The organism is Gilliamella sp. B2923 (assembly GCF_026536565.1).
Lineage (GTDB): Bacteria > Pseudomonadota > Gammaproteobacteria > Enterobacterales > Orbaceae > Gilliamella.
Genome location: NZ_JAFNNZ010000006.1, coordinates 87,381 through 105,611, shown reverse-complemented (window position 1 = coordinate 105,611; position 18,231 = coordinate 87,381). Strand labels below are relative to the sequence as shown.

Genomic DNA, 18,231 nt, shown 5'->3' with positions numbered 1-18,231 from the left:
TTTGACTGGTATAACATGTTGTAATTGATGAGGTTCATAACTGCTGACCATTAATCAATACGTTTAATTCCTTTTATTTAAGCTTTGCTGTGCATCGGGTTTGGTCATTGATATTGGCTTTTAAATTGCTCGGTTTGATAGACAAAATTGCCATTTACCATGGTTGCAGTAACTTGATTTTGTTCATTAAGCAGGACTAAATTAGCCACTTTATTGACCGCAATAGTACCTAACTGATTATCAATGCCTAATGCTTTTGCCGGATAATGGCTACCATGGAGCCAAGCTTGCTCAAAGGTAATACGGGTAAAGTTGGCAAGATTATTCACCGCCCGATCGAGCGTTAAGGTACTGCCAGCTAAACTACCGTCTTGAGTTCGCACTACATCGTTTTCCATGTGCACGGGTAATTGACCTAAATAGTAATCGCCGTTTGGCATTCCGGTTGCTCGCATGGCGTCGGTAATTAATAGCAGATTGTGACCGCAGCACTTATGTGCAATGCTAACCGCTGCCGGATGCACATGATGACCGTCAACAATGATTTCGGTTTGGCAATTATCAATGCTCAGTGCCGCACCGACCACACCCGGATTACGGTGATGCAAACCGGACATGCCGTTATAGCAATGTACAACACCACTAGCACCGGCTAAAAGTGCCGCTTTAGTTGTTTCATAATCGGCATTAGTGTGACCAATCATGACTCGGATATTTTGACTACATAACCATTTAATAATCGGTAAGGCACTTGGGTATTCCGGCGCCAGCGCAATACATTTTAGTGTGCCGTCAGCTAACTTAAGCCACTTTTCAATAAGTTCACGGTCGGGGGCTTGTAAAAGTTCTTCCGGATGTGCGCCTTTATGAACGGCATTAAAGAAAGGACCTTCTAAATAAGAACCTAGTATGGTGGCGCCAGCGACTCCCTGTTTAATACTCTCTTTGACTTGAACTAACGCCGCTTCAATCTTTTCATGGCTTTCTGTCACTGTTGTCGCCAAAAATGCACCGACGCCGTGGCTGGCTAAAAATGAGCTAATGGTATTAAGTGATTGATGAGTGGCGTCCATTGTATCGGCACCCATTACGCCATGAATATGGGTATCAATCAGTGCCGGCATAAGTTTGAATTGATTGGGACAGGGCGTGTTACTTGGCTTGATATCGATAATTTTGCCATCTTTGATGTCAACGATAGCATTATCAAGCCAACCAACAGGTGTAAACACTTGCTTAGCATGGATTTGTTTAAATTCCATCCGTACGCTCCTTATTTGTTAGCGATTTTTTTTGATGTTCATGCCATAAGCTGGTGACCGTATTTTTACCGTTTTCAATGGTATGGTGGCGGAGTGTGGGTAAATCCAGCTCATCACGCCGAAGTAATACTTCAAGTAATAGTGGCATATTAATACCACTGACAACTTCAATATTATTATATTGATAACTTATCGTTGCTGCCAGCCTAAATGGCGAGCCACCAACAATATCTGTTAAAAATATCACACCTTCGCCACTATCACAAAGTGTTAACGCGCTATTTAATTGTTGTTCTAACTGTTCGCTACTCATACCGTCGGGAAAATTGACGGCAATAAATTGTGGTTGTTCACCAATAATTTGGCAAGCCGCTTGATAAAGTCCGGTAGCAAAGCTACCGTGACCTGTTAAAATTACACCTATCATTTATCCCCCTTATAAAAAGCCCACTAATTTACCTACCACCCCGATAATCACGGTTAAACCAATTAATTTGACGGGCGAAAAGTTACGCTTCATCAAGCTGTAAACCGCTAGCGTAAAGCCTAGTGGTAATAGATTTGGCATCAATTTATCTAACACTTCAGCTTGCAGTGCAATATGGGCTTGACCGGCGTTAATTTCTAACGGTGTGGTGAGATGTACATACGACGCCACTAATGCGCCAATTACCGTCATACCAACAATTGAAGCAGCATGTGAAATGCGTTTGGTATGGGTTTTTAATAAAGGCAATGCGCTGGTACCTGCATGATAGCCATAATGTGCAAGACCAAAACGTAAACCAAAATGGACGATATTGAACATTAATAGAAAAATGATGGGGCCAAACAAACTGCCCTCTAAGGCCAACGACGCACCAATGCCGGCACATATCGGCAGTAATGTTAACCAAAACAGTGCATCACCAATACCGCCTAATGGCCCCATTAAGGCAACTTTTACCGCTCGTATGGTTGAAATGTTCTCTTTACCTCGTTCCATTGCCAGCACTAAGCCGGATAAAAAAGTGGCATCGAAAGGGTGAACATTAATAAACTCCATATGCATGTGCATGGCGTTTTTTAAATCATCTTTATTTTTATGGATTTTGCGCAGCGCCGGTAAGATAGTATAAAGCCAGCCGCCTGCTTGCATACGTTCGTAGTTAAAAGAGGCCTGAAGTGCCAGTGATCGAAACGCCATACGGTTGATATCACCTTTAGTTAATATCACATCCTGACTTTGATCGATGTAAGTATCGGACGTGCCTTTACTTGTTGCTAATGCTTGTGCCATACGTTTTTCTGCTTTTTCGGCCATTTTTTTATCTTCATCATGGTTAAATTCCATCTTCCACCTCCATTGCATTTGTGTTTTCTGACGGGGTATTGTCATTGTTATTTCGGCTACTATTATAAAAATCAATCATGGCAATGGCTAAAGCGCCTAAGGCAATAGCCAAAATCGGTAAGTTAAGATATGTCACACCTAAAAAGCCGAGAATAAAGTAGGCAACATATGTTTTTTTCATCATTATTTTCATTAACATGGCAAAACCGATCGCAGGCATCATTCCGCCAGCAACGCTTAAGCCGTCGAGTAGCCATTTAGGGGATTTTTCAACTAATGCGGTTGCCGCATCGGCGCCGAAATAGATCGGCAAAAATGCCACAATAAAATAGAAACAAAATAGAATAATCATGCCTAAGTAGTTAACCCATTCAATTCCTTTGAAATTGAGTTTATCGACAAAGCGATCACATTTATGCATCATCGGCGAATAGATAGTAAATAAAATGGTGATACAACCTTGTACCGCAATGGCAAATGGTACGGCAATACCAATGGCAACTTTAGGATCGGCATCAGTTAAAATGGCAAAAGTGGTACCAATCACGCCACCGATTACCACATTGGGCGGTTGAGCGCCGGCTAAAGGTACCATTCCCATCCATACCAGTTCGAGTGATCCCCCAACATATAAGCCGGTTTGGATATCACCTAATATCAGACCAACTAATGGACCAATCACGATTGGTCTGTGTAAGTGAGTGAGTCCGTCAAATAGGTCGACACCTGCAATACCGGCGAGTAATCCAATTAACAATGCATCGAATAACATAGTTTGCTCCCTGTCTTAAGTTAGATTAAGTAAATCAGTAATGTTTTCGCCTGTTTCATCAGGTACACGACGAATTTCGCAGGTGACGCCTAATTGCGTCAGCGCTTTAAAAGCGGCGATATCATCGTCATCAACTGATACCGTTTTGTGAATTTGCTTTTTTCCCTCCGAAAAGTGCATATTGCCGACATTGACAAATTTGATAGGTACTCCACCTTGAACCAGTGTTAATACGTCTTGCGGGGTTTTACAAACAATAAATATTTTTTGCCGTTCTGCGGCTTTGCCAATAATGTCGATTGTTTTTTGTAAGGTGAAATATCGGGTTTGGATTCCTTGTGAGATAACCATATCCATTAGGCTTTGTTGAACCGGATCTTGCGCTGCGCTGTCATTGGCAACTAGTAGTAGATTAGCGCCTAGCGCATTGACCCAAGTCACACCAACTTGACCATGCACTAAACGATTATCAATACGTGTCATAAGAATATTAGGTGTGCTCATATGTTTTTGTATCCTTTTGTTGATTTGTTAAACCGATTAAATTGCTTATTTTTGATTAAACGGATAGATATGTACGCCTTTTACAACCCGATTTACTTCGCCTGTTGGGCAAGGATTATCTGGGGTTAATTCAAACCTTAGTGATTTTTCAAAGGCTAACATTTGTGCAAAAAGCAGATACGGGAACATCAACCAACAATCCGCCAATGGGCAATCGATTACCTGCATCTGTTTGTCTGAACTAGGTTGACCACTGAGGGCTATCACATCCATAGCAATCTTGTCATGTACTAGCTCATTGTATAAATCGTTATCATATTGACGAATGTAAGGATCGTTAGAGAAAAAGCAGACCACTAAACTGCTCGAATCAACCATAAATTTAGGCCCATGGCGTAACCCTAGTATTGAATCAAAGCGGCTGGCTATTTTGCCGGCGGTTAATTCTAAAATTTTTAAAGCTGATTCTTGTGCTACACCGGTAAAGCAACTACTGCCAACATAAATCACTCGCTCATGTGGTTGTTGTGCAAGTTGTTTGGTAATAGGTTGCCAGGTTAAAATTTTATCTTCACAGATGTTGGCAATGGTTGTAACTGTCTTACAAGCATCGTCATGGCCAATATCGCCAAGTAGTAATAACGTGGCTAACATCATGCTGCTGATACTTGACGTCATGGCAAAACCTAAATCATGTGATCCTTCAGGCATAACAAATTGCAATATACGTTTAGGGTCGTTTTTTTCATGCGCGTAATCGGTTAGTGCGCAGGTTGGATTACAGGTTAAAAATAGGTGATAGCAATCTGATACTAATTGATCGGCTAATTTTACCGTTGCGATACTTTCCGGACTGTTACCGGAGCGGGCAAAAGATACCACTAATGTTTTTTTATTCGGTGATAAATATTGCAAAGGATCAGCAACAATTTCAGTTGTGCCATATGCACGGACATTACGCTTTGTATGCTCTCTTAACCAAGGTGCCAGCGCAACGCCACCAAAAGCAGAGGAGCCGGCACCTGTTAGAATGATTTCCAGATCGGGATCGGCAAGTAATGGCTGTAAAAATGCGTTTAACTGCTCGTGTTGTTGGGTAATGATTTCTAATAAGTCCCGCCAAATTTGGGGTTGTTGGCAAATCTCTTTAGCGGTATTTTCTGCGCCATGTTTTGTGAGCCAATCTAATGAGTAATCTAAATATTTTTGCATGTTCTTTATCCTATTTATTAAGTGTTTATCTGGTTAAAAAAGAGGCTGTTTATATATCTGCAATAACAACATTAATGCCTAAAGTATGTAATTGCGTTAAGTATTCTTTGGGGATTTTTGAGTCAGTGACCAGTGTTTCAATTGGGTTAATCTTTTCAATCATACAAAAGCTTTTACGACCAAATTTGCTTGAGTCGGTGACAGCGATAATTTGCCCCGAAACCTGACACATGACACGGTTAACCGATGCTTCACCAAAATTAGGTGTGGTAATGCCGGCGCTTAAATCAAATCCGTCAACACCTAAAAAGAGTTTATTGAAGTGGTACATTTTTAATTGCTGTTCAACGGTAGGTCCTGAAATGGAGTAAGCATTTTTGCGAATATTGCCGCCGGCAATAATTACTTCAATATCGGTATTAGTTGATAAGTCGTAGGCAATATTAATGGCATTAGTAAAGACAATAAGATTTTGTTTTTGGCGTAAATAGGGCACCATCGCCGCTGTCGTTGAGCCTGAGTCGAGGATAATTCGATCGCCGTCGTGCACCATTGCTGCCGCTTTTTGAGCGATTTTGTTTTTAATGGTTGAATTAATGCGACTTTTATCCAATAAAGGGCGATCGAAAGCAAAAGTTTTGTTTAGCATTGCGCCACCGTAGGAGCGTAATACACAACCTTTTTGCTCTAAGTAACGCAGGTCATTGCGAATGGTGACAGTTGAAACGTTAAATAATTTACTGAGTTTGTTAACTGTTACTGTGTTTTTTTTACCGAGGAGGTGAATAATTTTTTCTCGTCGTTGTAATGCGTTAATTATTTCATTATTCATATAATTCTTAATTTGTTTTCATTGTGTTATTCGATTTAAACATACGAAAAGGATCGAAAAACGATAAATAAGTCACAAAACTCATTTTGTTAAAAAAGAACAGAAAATGCTTTCGTTTGAAATGAATTGAAAGGGGGGAAGGTGCCCTTTAGCGGCAGAGAAAGGTAATATTGCTTCGATAATTCAATCAATTAAGGCAAAATTAGTGACGATAAGAAAAATATTTTAGAATGATAAAAATAAGGCTAATTTCATTTTGAAGTGTGATGAATATCACAAAATGAGCAATTAATACCCAATAAACTTAAAGGCTTTGAGCTGTTTACCCAAATATTGAAGCTATTTTTAGTGTAAAAACCAAAAAGAAAACAGCGAAAAAAAAGAAAGTTATTGAAACCCCGGAGTGTTTCAATAACTTATGTTTGAATAGATTAATTTAATTGCGCTTGCTCTGCTGGTTTTTTTACCCGTTCAACCACTAACATCACGACAAAAGCAATCACAGTTAAATAGATAATGTACATACCATAAGTTGCTAGCATATCAACCAATGAGCGCCCTCGCATGGCAAAATCGCGGAAGAATCGAAATAACCAGACTAAAGGAAATGCATGGCTGACATAATAAGTCCAAATTGGCATTATGCCGACCGCCATGGTTGAACCGCCCATAATAAATCCTGGTGGTACTAGGAAAATCATCCGGCTGGCACCTTCGCCCGGGTTATTGGTTGTCCAAGATAGGAGTAAGCCTAGCCAACCGAAAGCCAGTCCGGTCATGAAGATACTCGGAACAAATGCAAAATAGTTACCGTCAAAACGCAATTGCCCAAAAATCACCAGCACTGCGGTAATTAAGGTTAATCCTGTTGTATAAAAAAGTGCGTAGGGGATCGTTCTAGCTAAAAGTGATACAAACCCTCGTTCTAATGCCATTTCCCACATGCCGGTAACTTTTAGTCGACCAACAATCATCAGTGAAGTTAATCCATAAGTCAGTGATGAGAAAAAGTACACAAAGTAGATGATAGTTGATATTGTTGATGAACTGGCTGGGTTAAACATATACCGTGTTTTAAGTTGCATTGGCGATAAGGTCGCTTCAGTAGCTTCACGTCCTAATCCTAATGCAGCAACTTTACCGACACTCAGTTCGGCACCTAATTCTGGGATATATTCATTAAGGCTTTGTAATACTTTAGCGTTTTGCGCATCATTAGTATCATCGGCAAAATAACCTAAACGAACAGTTTGATCACCTCGTTTTAGGCTTTTTTCTAAACCTTTAGGAATGTATAACACGCCTAAATTACGATCATGCGAAACTAAGGTAATTGGGTTTACCGGTGAGCGAATAACTTCGGACACTTCAATGTAAGGCGAAGTATTCACTTTACTAATTAGTTCGGTTGAATAGTTCGAACCGTCAAGATCAATAACGGCAATTTTGCCTTCAAATACAGCGCCGTGACTTAGGACTATTGAGAAAACCAGCGCAACAATTGCCGCTAAGCCAATGGCAACTTTATAGTAAGGTATAAAATGGCCTGACAACATTGCGTCAAGCTCTTCAAGAATAGATTTAATGATGTTTTGCATCATTGATCGACCTCAAGTGTCATTCCGGTTAATAGATGTGGAATAGATTCCATATAAATTCTGACTTGGTAAGAAGTTAAATCCGCTTGCCCTCGTTCCCGTGTCATACGGAGGTCAGCGAAAGACGGTGCGGTAGTTGCAAAACGAACTTTACCTTTTACTTCTTTATCAAGTGCAATAACATTGGCTTTTACCATGGTGCCGGGTTGATAATCGTTGACCATTTTTTCGTTAACATAAATGTCGATATATTTTCGATCGGTTTCTAACAATACCGCTGGCGCACCATTTGGTACCATTTCGCCATCTTCAAACATCAGTTTTAAAACTTTACCGTCTTCCGGAGCAGTTAAAGTAAGACGTTTATAATTGATTTGTAACTGTTCTAATTCTGTTTCAGCTTGAGCCAGTTGTGCTTTGAGTTGAGCTAACTGATTTTGGCGATTTTGCAGTTTTTGTCTGGCAATGGTGATTGATTGTAAAGTCATACCGGTTGCATCTTGTGTTTGTTCAAACTGGCTGACTTGCTCCGGTGTTGCACCAATCATCAGTGTTGATAGCTGGCTTTTAATTTGCAACACTTGCATTTTTGATGCGGTATAAGCATTACTGACATTATCGAGTTGCGATTGCGATGTGTTACCGCCCTTACGCATTTGCATGTAACGGTTATACTCAATGCGATTTAAATTTTCTGTCGATTTTGCCGCTTCTAAATTGGCTTTAACCTCTTCAATTTTACGCCATGTTGATAACTCATTTAGATTGGTTTCATTTTCGGTGATTTCAATGGCGGCTTGCTCTTGGGCAACCATTGCCTTTTGGCTGTCAACTTGTGCTTGAAGACGGTTAATAGCTAATTTTGTATCGACATCTTCGAGTTGCATTAAAAGATCACCCTTTTTCACTATTTGTGACTCTTGCACGTAACGTTTAATGAGTTTTCCGCCCACATTTTGAAAGGCAATGTTAATCTCATCAGCAGTTAATACGCCAGATTTGATGCTTTTGGCAACAGTTACAGCGTCGTTTCGTGAGCCTAAAAAGATTAAGAATGATGCAAAAGTTAATATTAATAAAAATATAACTGGGATTTTGATATTTTTTTTCATATATAGCTTATTTTCCATTTATTTAGTCAGCTAAGTATTTAAGTAAAGTAAGATGACTTTATGCTAATAAAGTCAGTTATTTTCGTAATAATTTACGTAACATCAATATTAAAGATTCTTGTTCTTGTGGATTTAAAACCTGAGCAAAAGCACGAATCGATTTTAGGTGATTGGGTAATGCATTTTGAATTAATGTTATGCCTGCTTGTGTTAATGTAATTAAACGTGACCGACCATCTTCATCATTTTTTGTCATGGATATAAGTGGGTTGGTTGCTGCTAGCATTCGTTTAACCATTACCGATACTGTTGCTGGTGTCACTCCTATACGTAATGCAAGATCGCTTGCACAAGTTTCACCTTCGGAAAACAGTGACATTAATAAGGCAAACTTGCCTTCAGAAACATCATAATCTTTAGCAAGTTGTGCATAAATATTAGATCGTATTAAATCAGCTGTGGTAATCAAGCTTAAAACGAGATCGACGCCTGAAACATCGACAATTTCATCATTAAATCTTTGAGCTCGTGCTAAGGTTTCACGAGACGGAAGTACTCTAGACTTGTAATTCAATTATCACTACTCAATTTATTTAGTCGGCTAATTATACTATTTTAATCTCAATTGGCAACAAAATTTGTTGTTTTTTAACTTAAAACGGTGTTAATCAATCTCCTGATAATTTATTAGCGATTGTATTGATAATTAAGGTTTTTATGACATCACTCGTAACGTGATTAAGTGCTTACTTTGCTATTTTGGTCATCTTTTCTGTTAACTATATTTAATTAATAGCCGGGAACTTTCTTCACCGTTAAACCAGCAACTTTTTAATCTGATCATGCTTAAATCATAGACTGTTATCTTTCATGACAAGTAGTACTTAGTAAGTATATTAATGCTGATTTTTTGATTGGTGATTATTGATAACAAAATCGAGTGCAATATCAACCTAACCAAATTCGATAAAGTCATGAAGCAGTTATCTGTAATTCTTTGTTTTAAATATTGTTCTTTGGATTACTACTAAAGTGGTAATCCTTGAGGGTAATTATATTCTTGTCAAAGTCACATACAATAGCTATCAGTAATAAATTAAATAATTGAATTAAAATAAAATTGGAGCATTTGTATGAGTAAAACCAATCTCGTTATCATTGGTAATGGGATGGTTGGGCACCGCTTTATCGAGGAGTTAGTTGGTAAATCGTTGTCTGATCAGTTCAATATTACTATCTTTTGTGAAGAGCCTCGCCTTGCTTATGACCGTGTGCATCTTTCTTCTTATTTTTCTGACTATACCGCTGAAGCACTTTCACTTGTTCGAGCTGGACTTTATGAAGAAAACAATATCAATGTACTACTGAATGAGCGAGCTATCTTAATTAATCGTCAACGTAAAGAGGTTCACTCGCAAACCGGTCGTATTGTTTCTTATGATAAGTTAATTATTGCAACGGGATCTTATCCTTGGGTTCCACCTATTGAAGGGGCAAATGGTTGTGATTGTTTTGTTTATCGAACAATAGAAGACCTTGATGCTATCGCCGAATGTGCTAAGCGTAGTAAGTCGGGCGCCGTTGTTGGTGGGGGCTTACTTGGGCTAGAGGCTGCCGGAGCGCTTAAAAATTTAGGTGTTGCAACGCATGTTGTTGAATTTGCGCCGGTATTAATGGCTGAACAACTGGATGTTATGGGTGGTGAGCAACTACGTCGTAAAATCGAGGAAATGGGCGTTGGCGTTCATACCTGTAAAAATACACAAGAAATTGTGCATACGCCGTCCGGTAAGATTATGCAATTTGCTGATGGCTCTGCACTGGAAGTCGATTTTATCGTGTTTTCAACCGGCATCAGACCAAATGATCAACTGGCTAAAGATTGTCAGCTTGAGATTGGTCAACGAGGCGGCATTGTTGTTAATGATAATTGCCAAACCTCAGATCCGGATATTTACGCTATTGGTGAGTGCGCATGCTGGCAAGGTAAGGTGTTTGGTTTAGTGGCGCCCGGCTATAAAATGGCTGGGGTCGCACTTGCCCATTTAATCGGTGAGCAAAGCCAATTTAATGGTGCTGATATGAGCGCTAAATTGAAATTAATGGGTGTTGATGTTGGTAGCATTGGTGATGCTAAAGGTAAAACACCAAACAGCCGAAGTTATGTGTACTTAGATGAAAATGCACCTGTTTATAAAAAGCTGGTGGTTAGCGGTGATAATAAAAGATTATTGGGTGCGGTGTTAGTCGGTGATACCGCAGATTACAGTAATTTATTACAGTTAATGTTAAATGAAATGGATCTTCCTGAGCATCCCGATACCTTAATTTTACCTGCTCATGCAGGGGCTAAACCTGCCATGGGGGTTGAGGCATTGCCAGATACGGCACAAATTTGCTCATGTTTTGATGTCACCAAAGCAAAAATTATCGATGCGATTCATGCTGGTTGTCATACGGTTGCGGCAATCAAGGCTGAAACTAAAGCTGGTACAGGTTGCGGTGGTTGTATTCCATTAGTGACTCAGCTATTAAACTCAGAATTAGCTAAACAAGGTATCGAAGTCAGTCATGCTTTATGTGAGCATTTCAAATATTCACGTCAAGAGTTATACCATTTGATTCGTGTTGAAGGGTTAAAATCGTTCAATGAAGTGATTAAAAAACATGGTAAGGGTTATGGTTGCGAAGTGTGTAAGCCAACCATTGGTTCACTACTGGCTTCTTGTTGGAATGATTATATCCTCAAACAAAATTTAATCCCGTTGCAAGATAGTAATGATATCTTTTTGGGAAATATTCAAAAAAATGGAACTTATTCGGTTATTCCTCGTAGTGCCGGTGGTGAAATCACACCAGAAGGCTTGATTGCTGTTGGTCAAATTGCCAAAAAATATCATCTCTATTCAAAAATAACCGGCTCACAGCGTATTGGACTGTTTGGCGCCCAAAAAGATGATTTGCCAGCTATTTGGAAAGAGTTAATCGATGCCGGGTTTGAAAGTGGTTATGCTTATGCTAAAGCACTTAGAATGGCTAAAACGTGTGTTGGTAGCACTTGGTGCCGCTATGGTGTAGGCGATAGTGTCGGTTTGGGTGTTGAACTGGAAAATCGCTATAAAGGTATCCGTGCACCGCATAAATTTAAACTTGGTGTTTCCGGCTGTACCCGTGAATGTGCTGAAGCGCAAGGCAAAGATATTGGTGTTATCGCAACGGAAAAGGGGTGGAATCTTTATGTCTGTGGTAACGGCGGTATGAAGCCACGACATGCTGATTTGCTTGCCGCTGATTTGGATAAGCAAACTTTAATTCAATATCTTGACCGTTTTATTATGTTCTATATTCGTACTGCGGATAAATTACAGCGAACATCTGTGTGGCTGGAGAATTTAGACGGCGGAATTGATTATTTACGAAGTGTCATTATTGATAATAAGCTTGGCATTAATGACGAGCTTGAAAAAGAGATGACACGATTACGCAAGTTAACGGTTTGTGAATGGAAACAGACCGTTGAGCATCAAGAGAATCAACAACGATTTAGCCATTTTATTAATAGTAATCAGCGTGATGATAACGTGCAATTTATCGCAGAACGAGAACAACATCGCCCGGCGACAGCAGCAGAACGTAAAGCAATGTTAGAGGAGCAATAATATGAGTCAATGGATAACCATTTGTAAACTTGATGACATTTTACCTGAAACAGGGGTGTGTGCACTGGTTGGCAATGAGCATGTGGCCATTTTTCGCCCTTATGATACCGCTGAACTTTATGCTATCAGTAATATCGATCCTTTTGCCGAAGCAAGTGTATTATCTCGAGGCATTATTGGACAGCATGAAAATGAGTTGTATGTTGCAAGCCCATTAAAAAAACAGCGTTTTCGTTTGAAAGATGGCTATTGCATCGATGATGCTAAATACTCAATTGCACATTATCAAGTCAAAGTGAATGCAGACGGTTTTGTTGAAGTTAAATCGTCTTGTTAAAACAGTTTTTAAGGTTTAGATAGTTATGTATACCGAAACAATTAATAAATGTGCTACTAATGCAGCACGTATTGTTCGTTTAGCCAAAACTAATCCATTTGGGTTTTGGTTAAGTTCTGCTATGGCGGGCGCTTATGTTGGTCTTGGCATTATTTTAATTTTCACATTAGGCAATTTGCTCGATCCTTCGTTAAGACCGTTGGTTATGGGTGCAACATTTGGTATCGCCTTAACTTTAGTTGTTATCGCCGGGTCAGAGTTGTTTACTGGTCACACCATGTTTTTAACTTTTGGTGTTAAATGTAACAAGATCACAAATAAGCAAATGTGGCTTGTTTTACCGCAGACGTGGTTAGCTAATTTATTGGGATCTATTTTTGTAGCCGCATTATATTTTTATGCCTCAACACCATTATTATCAGTCAATACCAGCTTAGTGCATAGCGCTGCACTGGCTAAAACAATGGCACCGGCGAGTGCGCTATTTTTTCGTGGCATTTTGTGTAACTGGTTAGTGTGTTTAGCCATTTGGATGGCAAATCGTGTTGAAGGGTCAGCCAAATTTATTGCCATTTGGTGGTGTTTACTTGCTTTTATTGCTTGTGGTTATGAACATTCCGTTGCCAATATGACGTTGTTTTCACTTTCATGGTTTGGTGATCATAGTGAAGCTTATAATTTAGTGGGTATCGGTCATAATTTACTTTGGGTCTCGCTGGGTAATATTGTTTCCGGTGCGGTCTTTATGGGATTAGGATACTGGTATTCAACGCCTAAAACAGAGCGACCAAAAGGATAACAGCGCCATTATGGATTATTTACCACTATTTTGTAAGTTAGAAAACCGTGAATGTCTGTTAGTTGGTGGTGGTGAAATTGCCGAGCGAAAAGCTCGGCTATTACTTGAAGCGGGTGCAAAGTTAACGGTTAATGCGCTTGAATTTAATGAGCAATTTTTATGCTGGCAAAAACAGAATCAGTTGGTACTTGAGCAAGGCGAATTTAATGCCCAATTGCTGGATAATAAATGGTTGGTTATAGCAGCAACAAATTGTCAGCAGACAAATCAAGCGGTCAGTTTAGCGGCGGAAAATCGCCGTATCTTTTGTAATGTAGTTGATTCGCCGAAAGATGCCAGCTTTATTATGCCTTCTATTATTGATCGTTCGCCGATTATGGTTGCCGTATCTTCTGCCGGGCATGCACCGGTTTTAGCTCGTTTATTACGAGAAAAACTTGAATCGATTTTACCCCAGCATTTAGGTAAATTAGCGCAATATGCCGGTTATTTACGTAATAAAGCCAAACAGACTTATAAAACACTGACTGAGCGTCGCCGCTTTTGGGAGAAGCTTTTTACTCATGATCGGTTAGCGCAAGCCATTGCCAATAATGATTCACAGCAGGTTGAAAAGTTAACCAACGAGCTATTTGAACTTTCGCTTGATGATCGGGGCGAAGTTGTTTTAGTCGGTGCAGGTCCGGGTGATGCAGGGTTATTGACATTAAAAGGATTACAGCAGATCCAACAAGCTGATATTATTGTTTATGACCGTTTAGTCTCCGATGAGATAATGAATCTGGCAAGGCGTGATGCTCAACGGATATTTGTGGGTAAGCGGGCAGGGTATCACTGCGTTCCTCAAGAACAGATCAATCAGATCTTATTAGAACAAGCGCAAAAAGGTTTACGGGTGGTTCGGTTAAAAGGGGGCGATCCGTTTATCTTTGGTCGTGGCGGGGAAGAACTTGAAACCCTATTTAATGCAAATATTCCATTTTCTGTCGTGCCCGGTATTACCGCTGCTTCGGGATGCTCAGCTTATAGCGGTATTCCATTGACTCACCGTAATTATGCACATAGTGTTCGTTTAATTACCGGACATTTAAAAGATGGTAGTCATCTTGATTGGCAAAGTTTAGCGGCGGAAAAGCAGACGTTAGTCTTTTATATGGGACTTTCACAAGCGCAAAATATTAGTCAGCAATTAATTCAGCATGGCATGAATGAGCAAACGCCGGTAGCAATTGTTGAGGAAGGTACCAGCACCAAACAGAAAGTGGTAGCCGGTTTGCTTTGTGATTTAGCCTCGTTGGCTTTACAAGCGCGTAGTCCAAGTTTAATCATTGTCGGGCCAGTTGTTGCGCTGCGAGAAAAACTCAATTGGTTTTCAAATCATTGATTTAAGCCGGCAAGGCTACTTTACAAAATGGTGGTCTTGCCGATTATCTTAACGTTAGCCGTTTAATAGCATCATTTAATAGGTAACGGCCTTTAAAAGCTTCAATTGAGTTCAGTATAATCAATTATCTTCAATTAATGCATTACTCTTTGCTCTGTAAATACCATACGGTCATTTCCATGCGTGATTTGAAATTTAATTTCTTAAAAATACTTTTTACATGAACTTTTACGGTACTTTCAACAATATCCAAATCTTTTGCGATCAATTTGTTAGATAGACCTTGCACCAGCAGATTAAATATCTCATGTTCTCTTGGTGTGAGTAACTTTACATCATGAATTTGTTTGGTCTGTGGCTTTGTGCTTTGGCGCATATAATTGATAATTATGTGCGAAATGGCTTCATCCATAATAACTTTTCCCTCCGCAATATCTTTTAAAGCGTTGAGAAAATCTTCTGGCTCCATATCTTTCAATAAATAACCGTCAGCACCATTTTTAAGGGCGGATATAATATCTTCTTTGTCATCTGATACGGTAAACATGATGATCCGGCTTGAGATGTTTTTTTCACGTAAATAACGTAAAATTTCTAAACCACTCATACCATGAATATTGATATCTAATAAAATAATTTCCGGTTCAAGTTTTTCCGCTAATTTAATCCCTTCAGTACCTAATCCTGTTTCACCTACAACTTCAAAGTGGTTAACAGTATTAATTAATTGCTTTACGCCATTTCTTAACATAGGGTGATCGTCAATTAGCAGTATTGAACTTTTTATCTGCTCCATTTGGTTACTCTTCTATTGTCTTAAATGGAATGGTGTTGTTGGCTTTAAATTTTATCATAACTTGCGTACCTTGTTGTGGTTGACTATTGATGATCAAATTGCCATTAAGTATTTCAGCTCTATCACGCATTATCACCATACCATAATGGTTGTCTTGTTTTACATTGTTTTGTATACCAATGCCGTTATCAGCAATGCTTAAGGTAATAATTTGAAGGTCATCAATTGTTAAATCAATGATGACTTGCGTCGCTTTTGCATGTTTGTAGACATTATTGAGTGCTTCACGAAGAAATTGCAATAAATGAAAAGCATGTTTACTTTGGATAATGTTGAGCGGTAATTGATATTTGAGTTGAATATTAAATTTTAGCTTTTGATTAAATTCTTCTATTAACTCCATTAAACTGGCATAAAAGCCTGTCTGGTTAAGGCGTAACCGGAAAGAGGTGATCAACTCTCTTAATTGCGAATAGGTGATATTGACCTCTTTACGCATGGTAGCCAATAGATCAATGCTATTTTGTGAAGTCAGATCCGATTGCATTTGTAAACAACTTAGGTGTATTTTTAGACAAGAAAGGGATTGAGCTATCGAGTCATGTAATTCTCTAGCCATTGCTGAGCGCTCTTTCATTAATAGATACTGTTTTTGTTGTTCTATCTGCCTATCGAGCATTATGGCTGTTGTCATCTGCTCAATTAACCCGGTAATTAGATTTTCTTGCTCGTCACTTAGGGTTACCTCTAGTGGTTGACTGGCAAATAAAACGCCGAGCTTTTCTCCATTATCTTGTAGGTACCAATAACGTTGAAAACCATTTTTTGGATAAGGTTTCGAAGGAATTAAGCAAGCATGGCAATGGGGATTTTGGCAATAAGGCAATTTTTGCTCATTATCATAACTGATCTGTTGATAGTGTTCAGGGTCTTTTGATTCATAAAAGCGAATCTGGAATTGGGTAAGTGGAACTAACTCTTCTAATTGGCGCAGTATGATTAAAAAACGTTCACATAATGGTTCTGATGTGTGGAGTTGTTTGGTTGCTTGATATTGAAACGAAATGATTTTATTGGTTTGTTGTAATTCGGCTGTTTTTTCGGCTACTCGCTCTTCGAGTAATAAGTATTGGGATTCAATTTGCTCAGACATATTGTTTAATGCTAAGCCCAATAAATCAAATTCGTTTTTTCTTGATCTAATAGTAAAACGTTCACTGAAATTGTGTTTGGAAATGGCTTCGGCCATATTAATAAGTTTACGCCAAGGGTTGAGAAGATAACGGCGTAAATAGTAACATTGTGCAATAAGAAATATCGCTATAATAATGATAAACAGTTGTTGTAAGCGGAAAATATATTGTATTTGATTTTCAGTTTTCTGATCTATTTTATTTACTAACTCATTAGTTTGTAGGACAAATTGTTCAATATCCTCTCTGATTGCATCCATTTGTTGGGCTTGATGTATTTTGGGTTTTATTGAGCTTGCCCATTTGTGTTGTAACTGTTCAAATTCACTTGATAAGTGATATTGTTTAAAAAGAGTCGAGTGTTGTTTTTCGCTGGTAATATCATTAAATATATCTAAGCGATAATTATCTTGTTGGCTTAATGGGATCATCGATAATAGCTGATAGCTTTTCATGCGAATTAGCCCTAATTGATTAATTAGGTAAGCACTACCTTTGGTATCATTAGCAACTTGAATGGAGATGGATAATGCGATTAACGCAATTATCCCGAGAAAAAACATCCATAATGAGAAGCGATTAATTGTCGAGGCGTGATAATTGGTCTTTTTTTTGGGTATTTTGCCGCTTGACATCTTATAAATAAATTACCAAGTAAATAATGATTTATCATATTGTAACGCTAAAACGGTATGTCTCAGATCTTTTTTATAACTTTTTGCGATCTTTTAGTAAACAGAGCTTGCAACAAGAATAAATTTTGCGTAAAATTCACGCCCTATAAGATTAATCAATGCAGACAAATATGTACAATCAAGTAATGGTCTGTTTTTTATTGCGGAGTTGAGTATGTACGCAGTTTTCCAAAGTGGTGGCAAACAACACCGAGTCAGCGAAGGACAAGTCGTTCGCTTGGAAAAAATTGAAGTCGAAACTGGTTCTGAAATCGTTTTCGATAAAGTTTTAATGGTAGCAAATGGTGAAGACATCAAAGTTGGTGCTCCGTTTGTTGAAGGTGCAACAATTAAAGCAGAGATTGTTGAACACGGTCGTGGTGACAAAGTGAAAATCGTTAAATTCCGTCGTCGTAAACACTATCGTAAACAACAAGGTCACCGTCAGTGGTTCACTGATGTGAAGATCACTGCAATCGCTTAATAGGAGTATCGAACAATGGCACATAAGAAGGCTGGTGGTTCATCACGTAATGGTCGTGATTCCCAAAGTAAACGTTTAGGTGTTAAACGTTATGGTAGTCAAGAAGTTCTTGCTGGAAATATCTTAGTTCGTCAACGTGGAACTCAATTCCACCCAGGCACAAACGTAGGTTGTGGTCGTGACCATACACTATTTGCCTTAATCGATGGACAAGTAAAATTCGAAGTTAAAGGACCAAAAAACCGTCGTTATGTTAGTGTAATTGCTAACAGCTAATTAA

18 protein-coding genes are annotated in these 18,231 nt (G+C 38.9%); 6 read left to right on the top strand and 12 right to left on the bottom strand.

Features of this window, described 5'->3' with window-relative positions:
* Window positions 1-104: 104 nt before the first annotated feature.
* The 10 genes from nagA to J3U42_RS08040 form a co-directional block, all read right to left on the bottom strand.
* Window positions 105-1,262 (bottom strand): N-acetylglucosamine-6-phosphate deacetylase, encoded by a 1,158-nt coding sequence (gene nagA / locus J3U42_RS08085; RefSeq protein ID WP_220218662.1) that lies wholly within the window; start codon window positions 1,260-1,262, stop codon window positions 105-107.
* Window positions 1,252-1,689, bottom strand: a complete 438-nt coding sequence (gene agaF, locus J3U42_RS08080) for a PTS galactosamine/N-acetylgalactosamine transporter subunit IIA (protein ID WP_220218663.1) — start codon at window positions 1,687-1,689, stop codon at window positions 1,252-1,254. Before agaF ends, nagA begins: the two co-directional genes overlap by 11 nt.
* A 9-nt stretch (window positions 1,690-1,698) precedes the next feature.
* On the bottom strand, window positions 1,699-2,595 hold the full coding sequence (locus tag J3U42_RS08075) for a PTS system mannose/fructose/sorbose family transporter subunit IID (protein ID WP_220218664.1): 897 nt from the start codon (window positions 2,593-2,595) through the stop codon (window positions 1,699-1,701).
* Entirely contained in the window at window positions 2,585-3,367 is a 783-nt protein-coding gene (gene agaW, locus J3U42_RS08070) for a PTS N-acetylgalactosamine transporter subunit IIC (RefSeq protein WP_267336171.1), read from the bottom strand. The genes J3U42_RS08075 and agaW overlap by 11 nt, the downstream gene beginning before the upstream one ends.
* Before the next feature lie 15 nt (window positions 3,368-3,382).
* Window positions 3,383-3,871, bottom strand: coding sequence for a PTS N-acetylgalactosamine transporter subunit IIB (gene agaV, locus J3U42_RS08065; protein ID WP_267329619.1), 489 nt, complete (start codon window positions 3,869-3,871; stop codon window positions 3,383-3,385).
* A 45-nt stretch (window positions 3,872-3,916) separates the two neighbouring features.
* The gene (locus J3U42_RS08060; protein WP_267336170.1) at window positions 3,917-5,083 is read right to left on the bottom strand and encodes an SIS domain-containing protein; all 1,167 of its coding nucleotides are present in this window, start codon (window positions 5,081-5,083) and stop codon (window positions 3,917-3,919) included.
* A gap of 49 nt (window positions 5,084-5,132) precedes the next feature.
* Window positions 5,133-5,915: a transcriptional repressor AgaR gene (gene agaR, locus J3U42_RS08055; protein WP_220218668.1), complete on the bottom strand. Its 783-nt coding sequence runs from the start codon at window positions 5,913-5,915 to the stop codon at window positions 5,133-5,135.
* Between the two features lie 431 nt (window positions 5,916-6,346).
* Window positions 6,347-7,516 (bottom strand): ABC transporter permease, encoded by a 1,170-nt coding sequence (locus tag J3U42_RS08050; RefSeq protein WP_220218669.1) that lies wholly within the window; start codon window positions 7,514-7,516, stop codon window positions 6,347-6,349.
* The gene (locus tag J3U42_RS08045) at window positions 7,513-8,625 is read right to left on the bottom strand and encodes an HlyD family secretion protein (protein ID WP_267336169.1); all 1,113 of its coding nucleotides are present in this window, start codon (window positions 8,623-8,625) and stop codon (window positions 7,513-7,515) included. The genes J3U42_RS08050 and J3U42_RS08045 overlap by 4 nt, the downstream gene beginning before the upstream one ends.
* Before the next feature lie 76 nt (window positions 8,626-8,701).
* Window positions 8,702-9,199 (bottom strand): MarR family winged helix-turn-helix transcriptional regulator, encoded by a 498-nt coding sequence (locus J3U42_RS08040; RefSeq protein ID WP_220218671.1) that lies wholly within the window; start codon window positions 9,197-9,199, stop codon window positions 8,702-8,704.
* 559 nt (window positions 9,200-9,758) lie between these two features.
* Between J3U42_RS08040 and nirB the strand changes: the two genes are divergently transcribed.
* The 4 genes from nirB to cysG are packed head-to-tail and all read left to right on the top strand — an operon-like array spanning window position 9,759 to window position 14,804.
* Window positions 9,759-12,284, top strand: coding sequence for a nitrite reductase large subunit NirB (gene nirB, locus J3U42_RS08035; protein ID WP_267336168.1), 2,526 nt, complete (start codon window positions 9,759-9,761; stop codon window positions 12,282-12,284).
* 1 nt (window position 12,285) lies between these two features.
* Window positions 12,286-12,621, top strand: coding sequence for a nitrite reductase small subunit NirD (nirD, locus tag J3U42_RS08030; RefSeq protein ID WP_267336167.1), 336 nt, complete (start codon window positions 12,286-12,288; stop codon window positions 12,619-12,621).
* 25 nt (window positions 12,622-12,646) lie between these two features.
* Window positions 12,647-13,420, top strand: a complete 774-nt coding sequence (nirC, locus tag J3U42_RS08025; RefSeq protein ID WP_267329625.1) for a nitrite transporter NirC — start codon at window positions 12,647-12,649, stop codon at window positions 13,418-13,420.
* 10 nt (window positions 13,421-13,430) lie between these two features.
* A complete protein-coding gene (gene cysG, locus J3U42_RS08020) occupies window positions 13,431-14,804 on the top strand; it encodes a siroheme synthase CysG (RefSeq protein ID WP_220218675.1) in 1,374 nt (457 codons plus the stop codon).
* 142 nt (window positions 14,805-14,946) lie between these two features.
* Here cysG and narL read toward each other — a convergent pair whose 3' ends face one another.
* Both narL and narX read right to left on the bottom strand, forming a co-directional pair.
* The gene (gene narL, locus J3U42_RS08015; protein ID WP_220218676.1) at window positions 14,947-15,600 is read right to left on the bottom strand and encodes a two-component system response regulator NarL; all 654 of its coding nucleotides are present in this window, start codon (window positions 15,598-15,600) and stop codon (window positions 14,947-14,949) included.
* A gap of 4 nt (window positions 15,601-15,604) precedes the next feature.
* Window positions 15,605-17,428: a nitrate/nitrite two-component system sensor histidine kinase NarX gene (gene narX, locus J3U42_RS08010; protein ID WP_267336166.1), complete on the bottom strand. Its 1,824-nt coding sequence runs from the start codon at window positions 17,426-17,428 to the stop codon at window positions 15,605-15,607.
* A 214-nt stretch (window positions 17,429-17,642) separates the two neighbouring features.
* On the opposite strand from narX, the gene rplU reads away from it, so the two are divergent.
* Both rplU and rpmA read left to right on the top strand, forming a co-directional pair.
* Window positions 17,643-17,951 carry a 50S ribosomal protein L21 gene (gene rplU / locus J3U42_RS08005; RefSeq protein WP_220218678.1) on the top strand — a complete coding sequence of 103 codons (309 nt, stop codon included), beginning with the start codon at window positions 17,643-17,645 and terminating at the stop codon, window positions 17,949-17,951.
* A gap of 15 nt (window positions 17,952-17,966) precedes the next feature.
* The gene (gene rpmA / locus J3U42_RS08000; protein ID WP_025314437.1) at window positions 17,967-18,227 is read left to right on the top strand and encodes a 50S ribosomal protein L27; all 261 of its coding nucleotides are present in this window, start codon (window positions 17,967-17,969) and stop codon (window positions 18,225-18,227) included.
* Window positions 18,228-18,231: the final 4 nt, after the last annotated feature.

What these genes read in the sequence shown, in the direction of transcription:
- agaR (WP_220218668.1), bottom strand. Translation starts at nt 5,915, where the DNA reads ATGAATAATGAAATAATTAACGCATTACAACGACGAGAAAAAATTATT.
- nirB (WP_267336168.1), top strand. Translation starts at nt 9,759, where the DNA reads ATGAGTAAAACCAATCTCGTTATCATTGGTAATGGGATGGTTGGGCAC.
- narL (WP_220218676.1), bottom strand. Translation starts at nt 15,600, where the DNA reads ATGGAGCAGATAAAAAGTTCAATACTGCTAATTGACGATCACCCTATG.
- nirC (WP_267329625.1), top strand. Translation starts at nt 12,647, where the DNA reads ATGTATACCGAAACAATTAATAAATGTGCTACTAATGCAGCACGTATT.
- agaV (WP_267329619.1), bottom strand. Translation starts at nt 3,871, where the DNA reads ATGAGCACACCTAATATTCTTATGACACGTATTGATAATCGTTTAGTG.
- narX (WP_267336166.1), bottom strand. Translation starts at nt 17,428, where the DNA reads ATGTCAAGCGGCAAAATACCCAAAAAAAAGACCAATTATCACGCCTCG.
- J3U42_RS08075 (WP_220218664.1), bottom strand. Translation starts at nt 2,595, where the DNA reads ATGGAATTTAACCATGATGAAGATAAAAAAATGGCCGAAAAAGCAGAA.
- J3U42_RS08060 (WP_267336170.1), bottom strand. Translation starts at nt 5,083, where the DNA reads ATGCAAAAATATTTAGATTACTCATTAGATTGGCTCACAAAACATGGC.
- cysG (WP_220218675.1), top strand. Translation starts at nt 13,431, where the DNA reads ATGGATTATTTACCACTATTTTGTAAGTTAGAAAACCGTGAATGTCTG.
- rplU (WP_220218678.1), top strand. Translation starts at nt 17,643, where the DNA reads ATGTACGCAGTTTTCCAAAGTGGTGGCAAACAACACCGAGTCAGCGAA.
- nagA (WP_220218662.1), bottom strand. Translation starts at nt 1,262, where the DNA reads ATGGAATTTAAACAAATCCATGCTAAGCAAGTGTTTACACCTGTTGGT.
- nirD (WP_267336167.1), top strand. Translation starts at nt 12,286, where the DNA reads ATGAGTCAATGGATAACCATTTGTAAACTTGATGACATTTTACCTGAA.
- J3U42_RS08050 (WP_220218669.1), bottom strand. Translation starts at nt 7,516, where the DNA reads ATGATGCAAAACATCATTAAATCTATTCTTGAAGAGCTTGACGCAATG.
- agaF (WP_220218663.1), bottom strand. Translation starts at nt 1,689, where the DNA reads ATGATAGGTGTAATTTTAACAGGTCACGGTAGCTTTGCTACCGGACTT.
- agaW (WP_267336171.1), bottom strand. Translation starts at nt 3,367, where the DNA reads ATGTTATTCGATGCATTGTTAATTGGATTACTCGCCGGTATTGCAGGT.
- rpmA (WP_025314437.1), top strand. Translation starts at nt 17,967, where the DNA reads ATGGCACATAAGAAGGCTGGTGGTTCATCACGTAATGGTCGTGATTCC.
- J3U42_RS08045 (WP_267336169.1), bottom strand. Translation starts at nt 8,625, where the DNA reads ATGAAAAAAAATATCAAAATCCCAGTTATATTTTTATTAATATTAACT.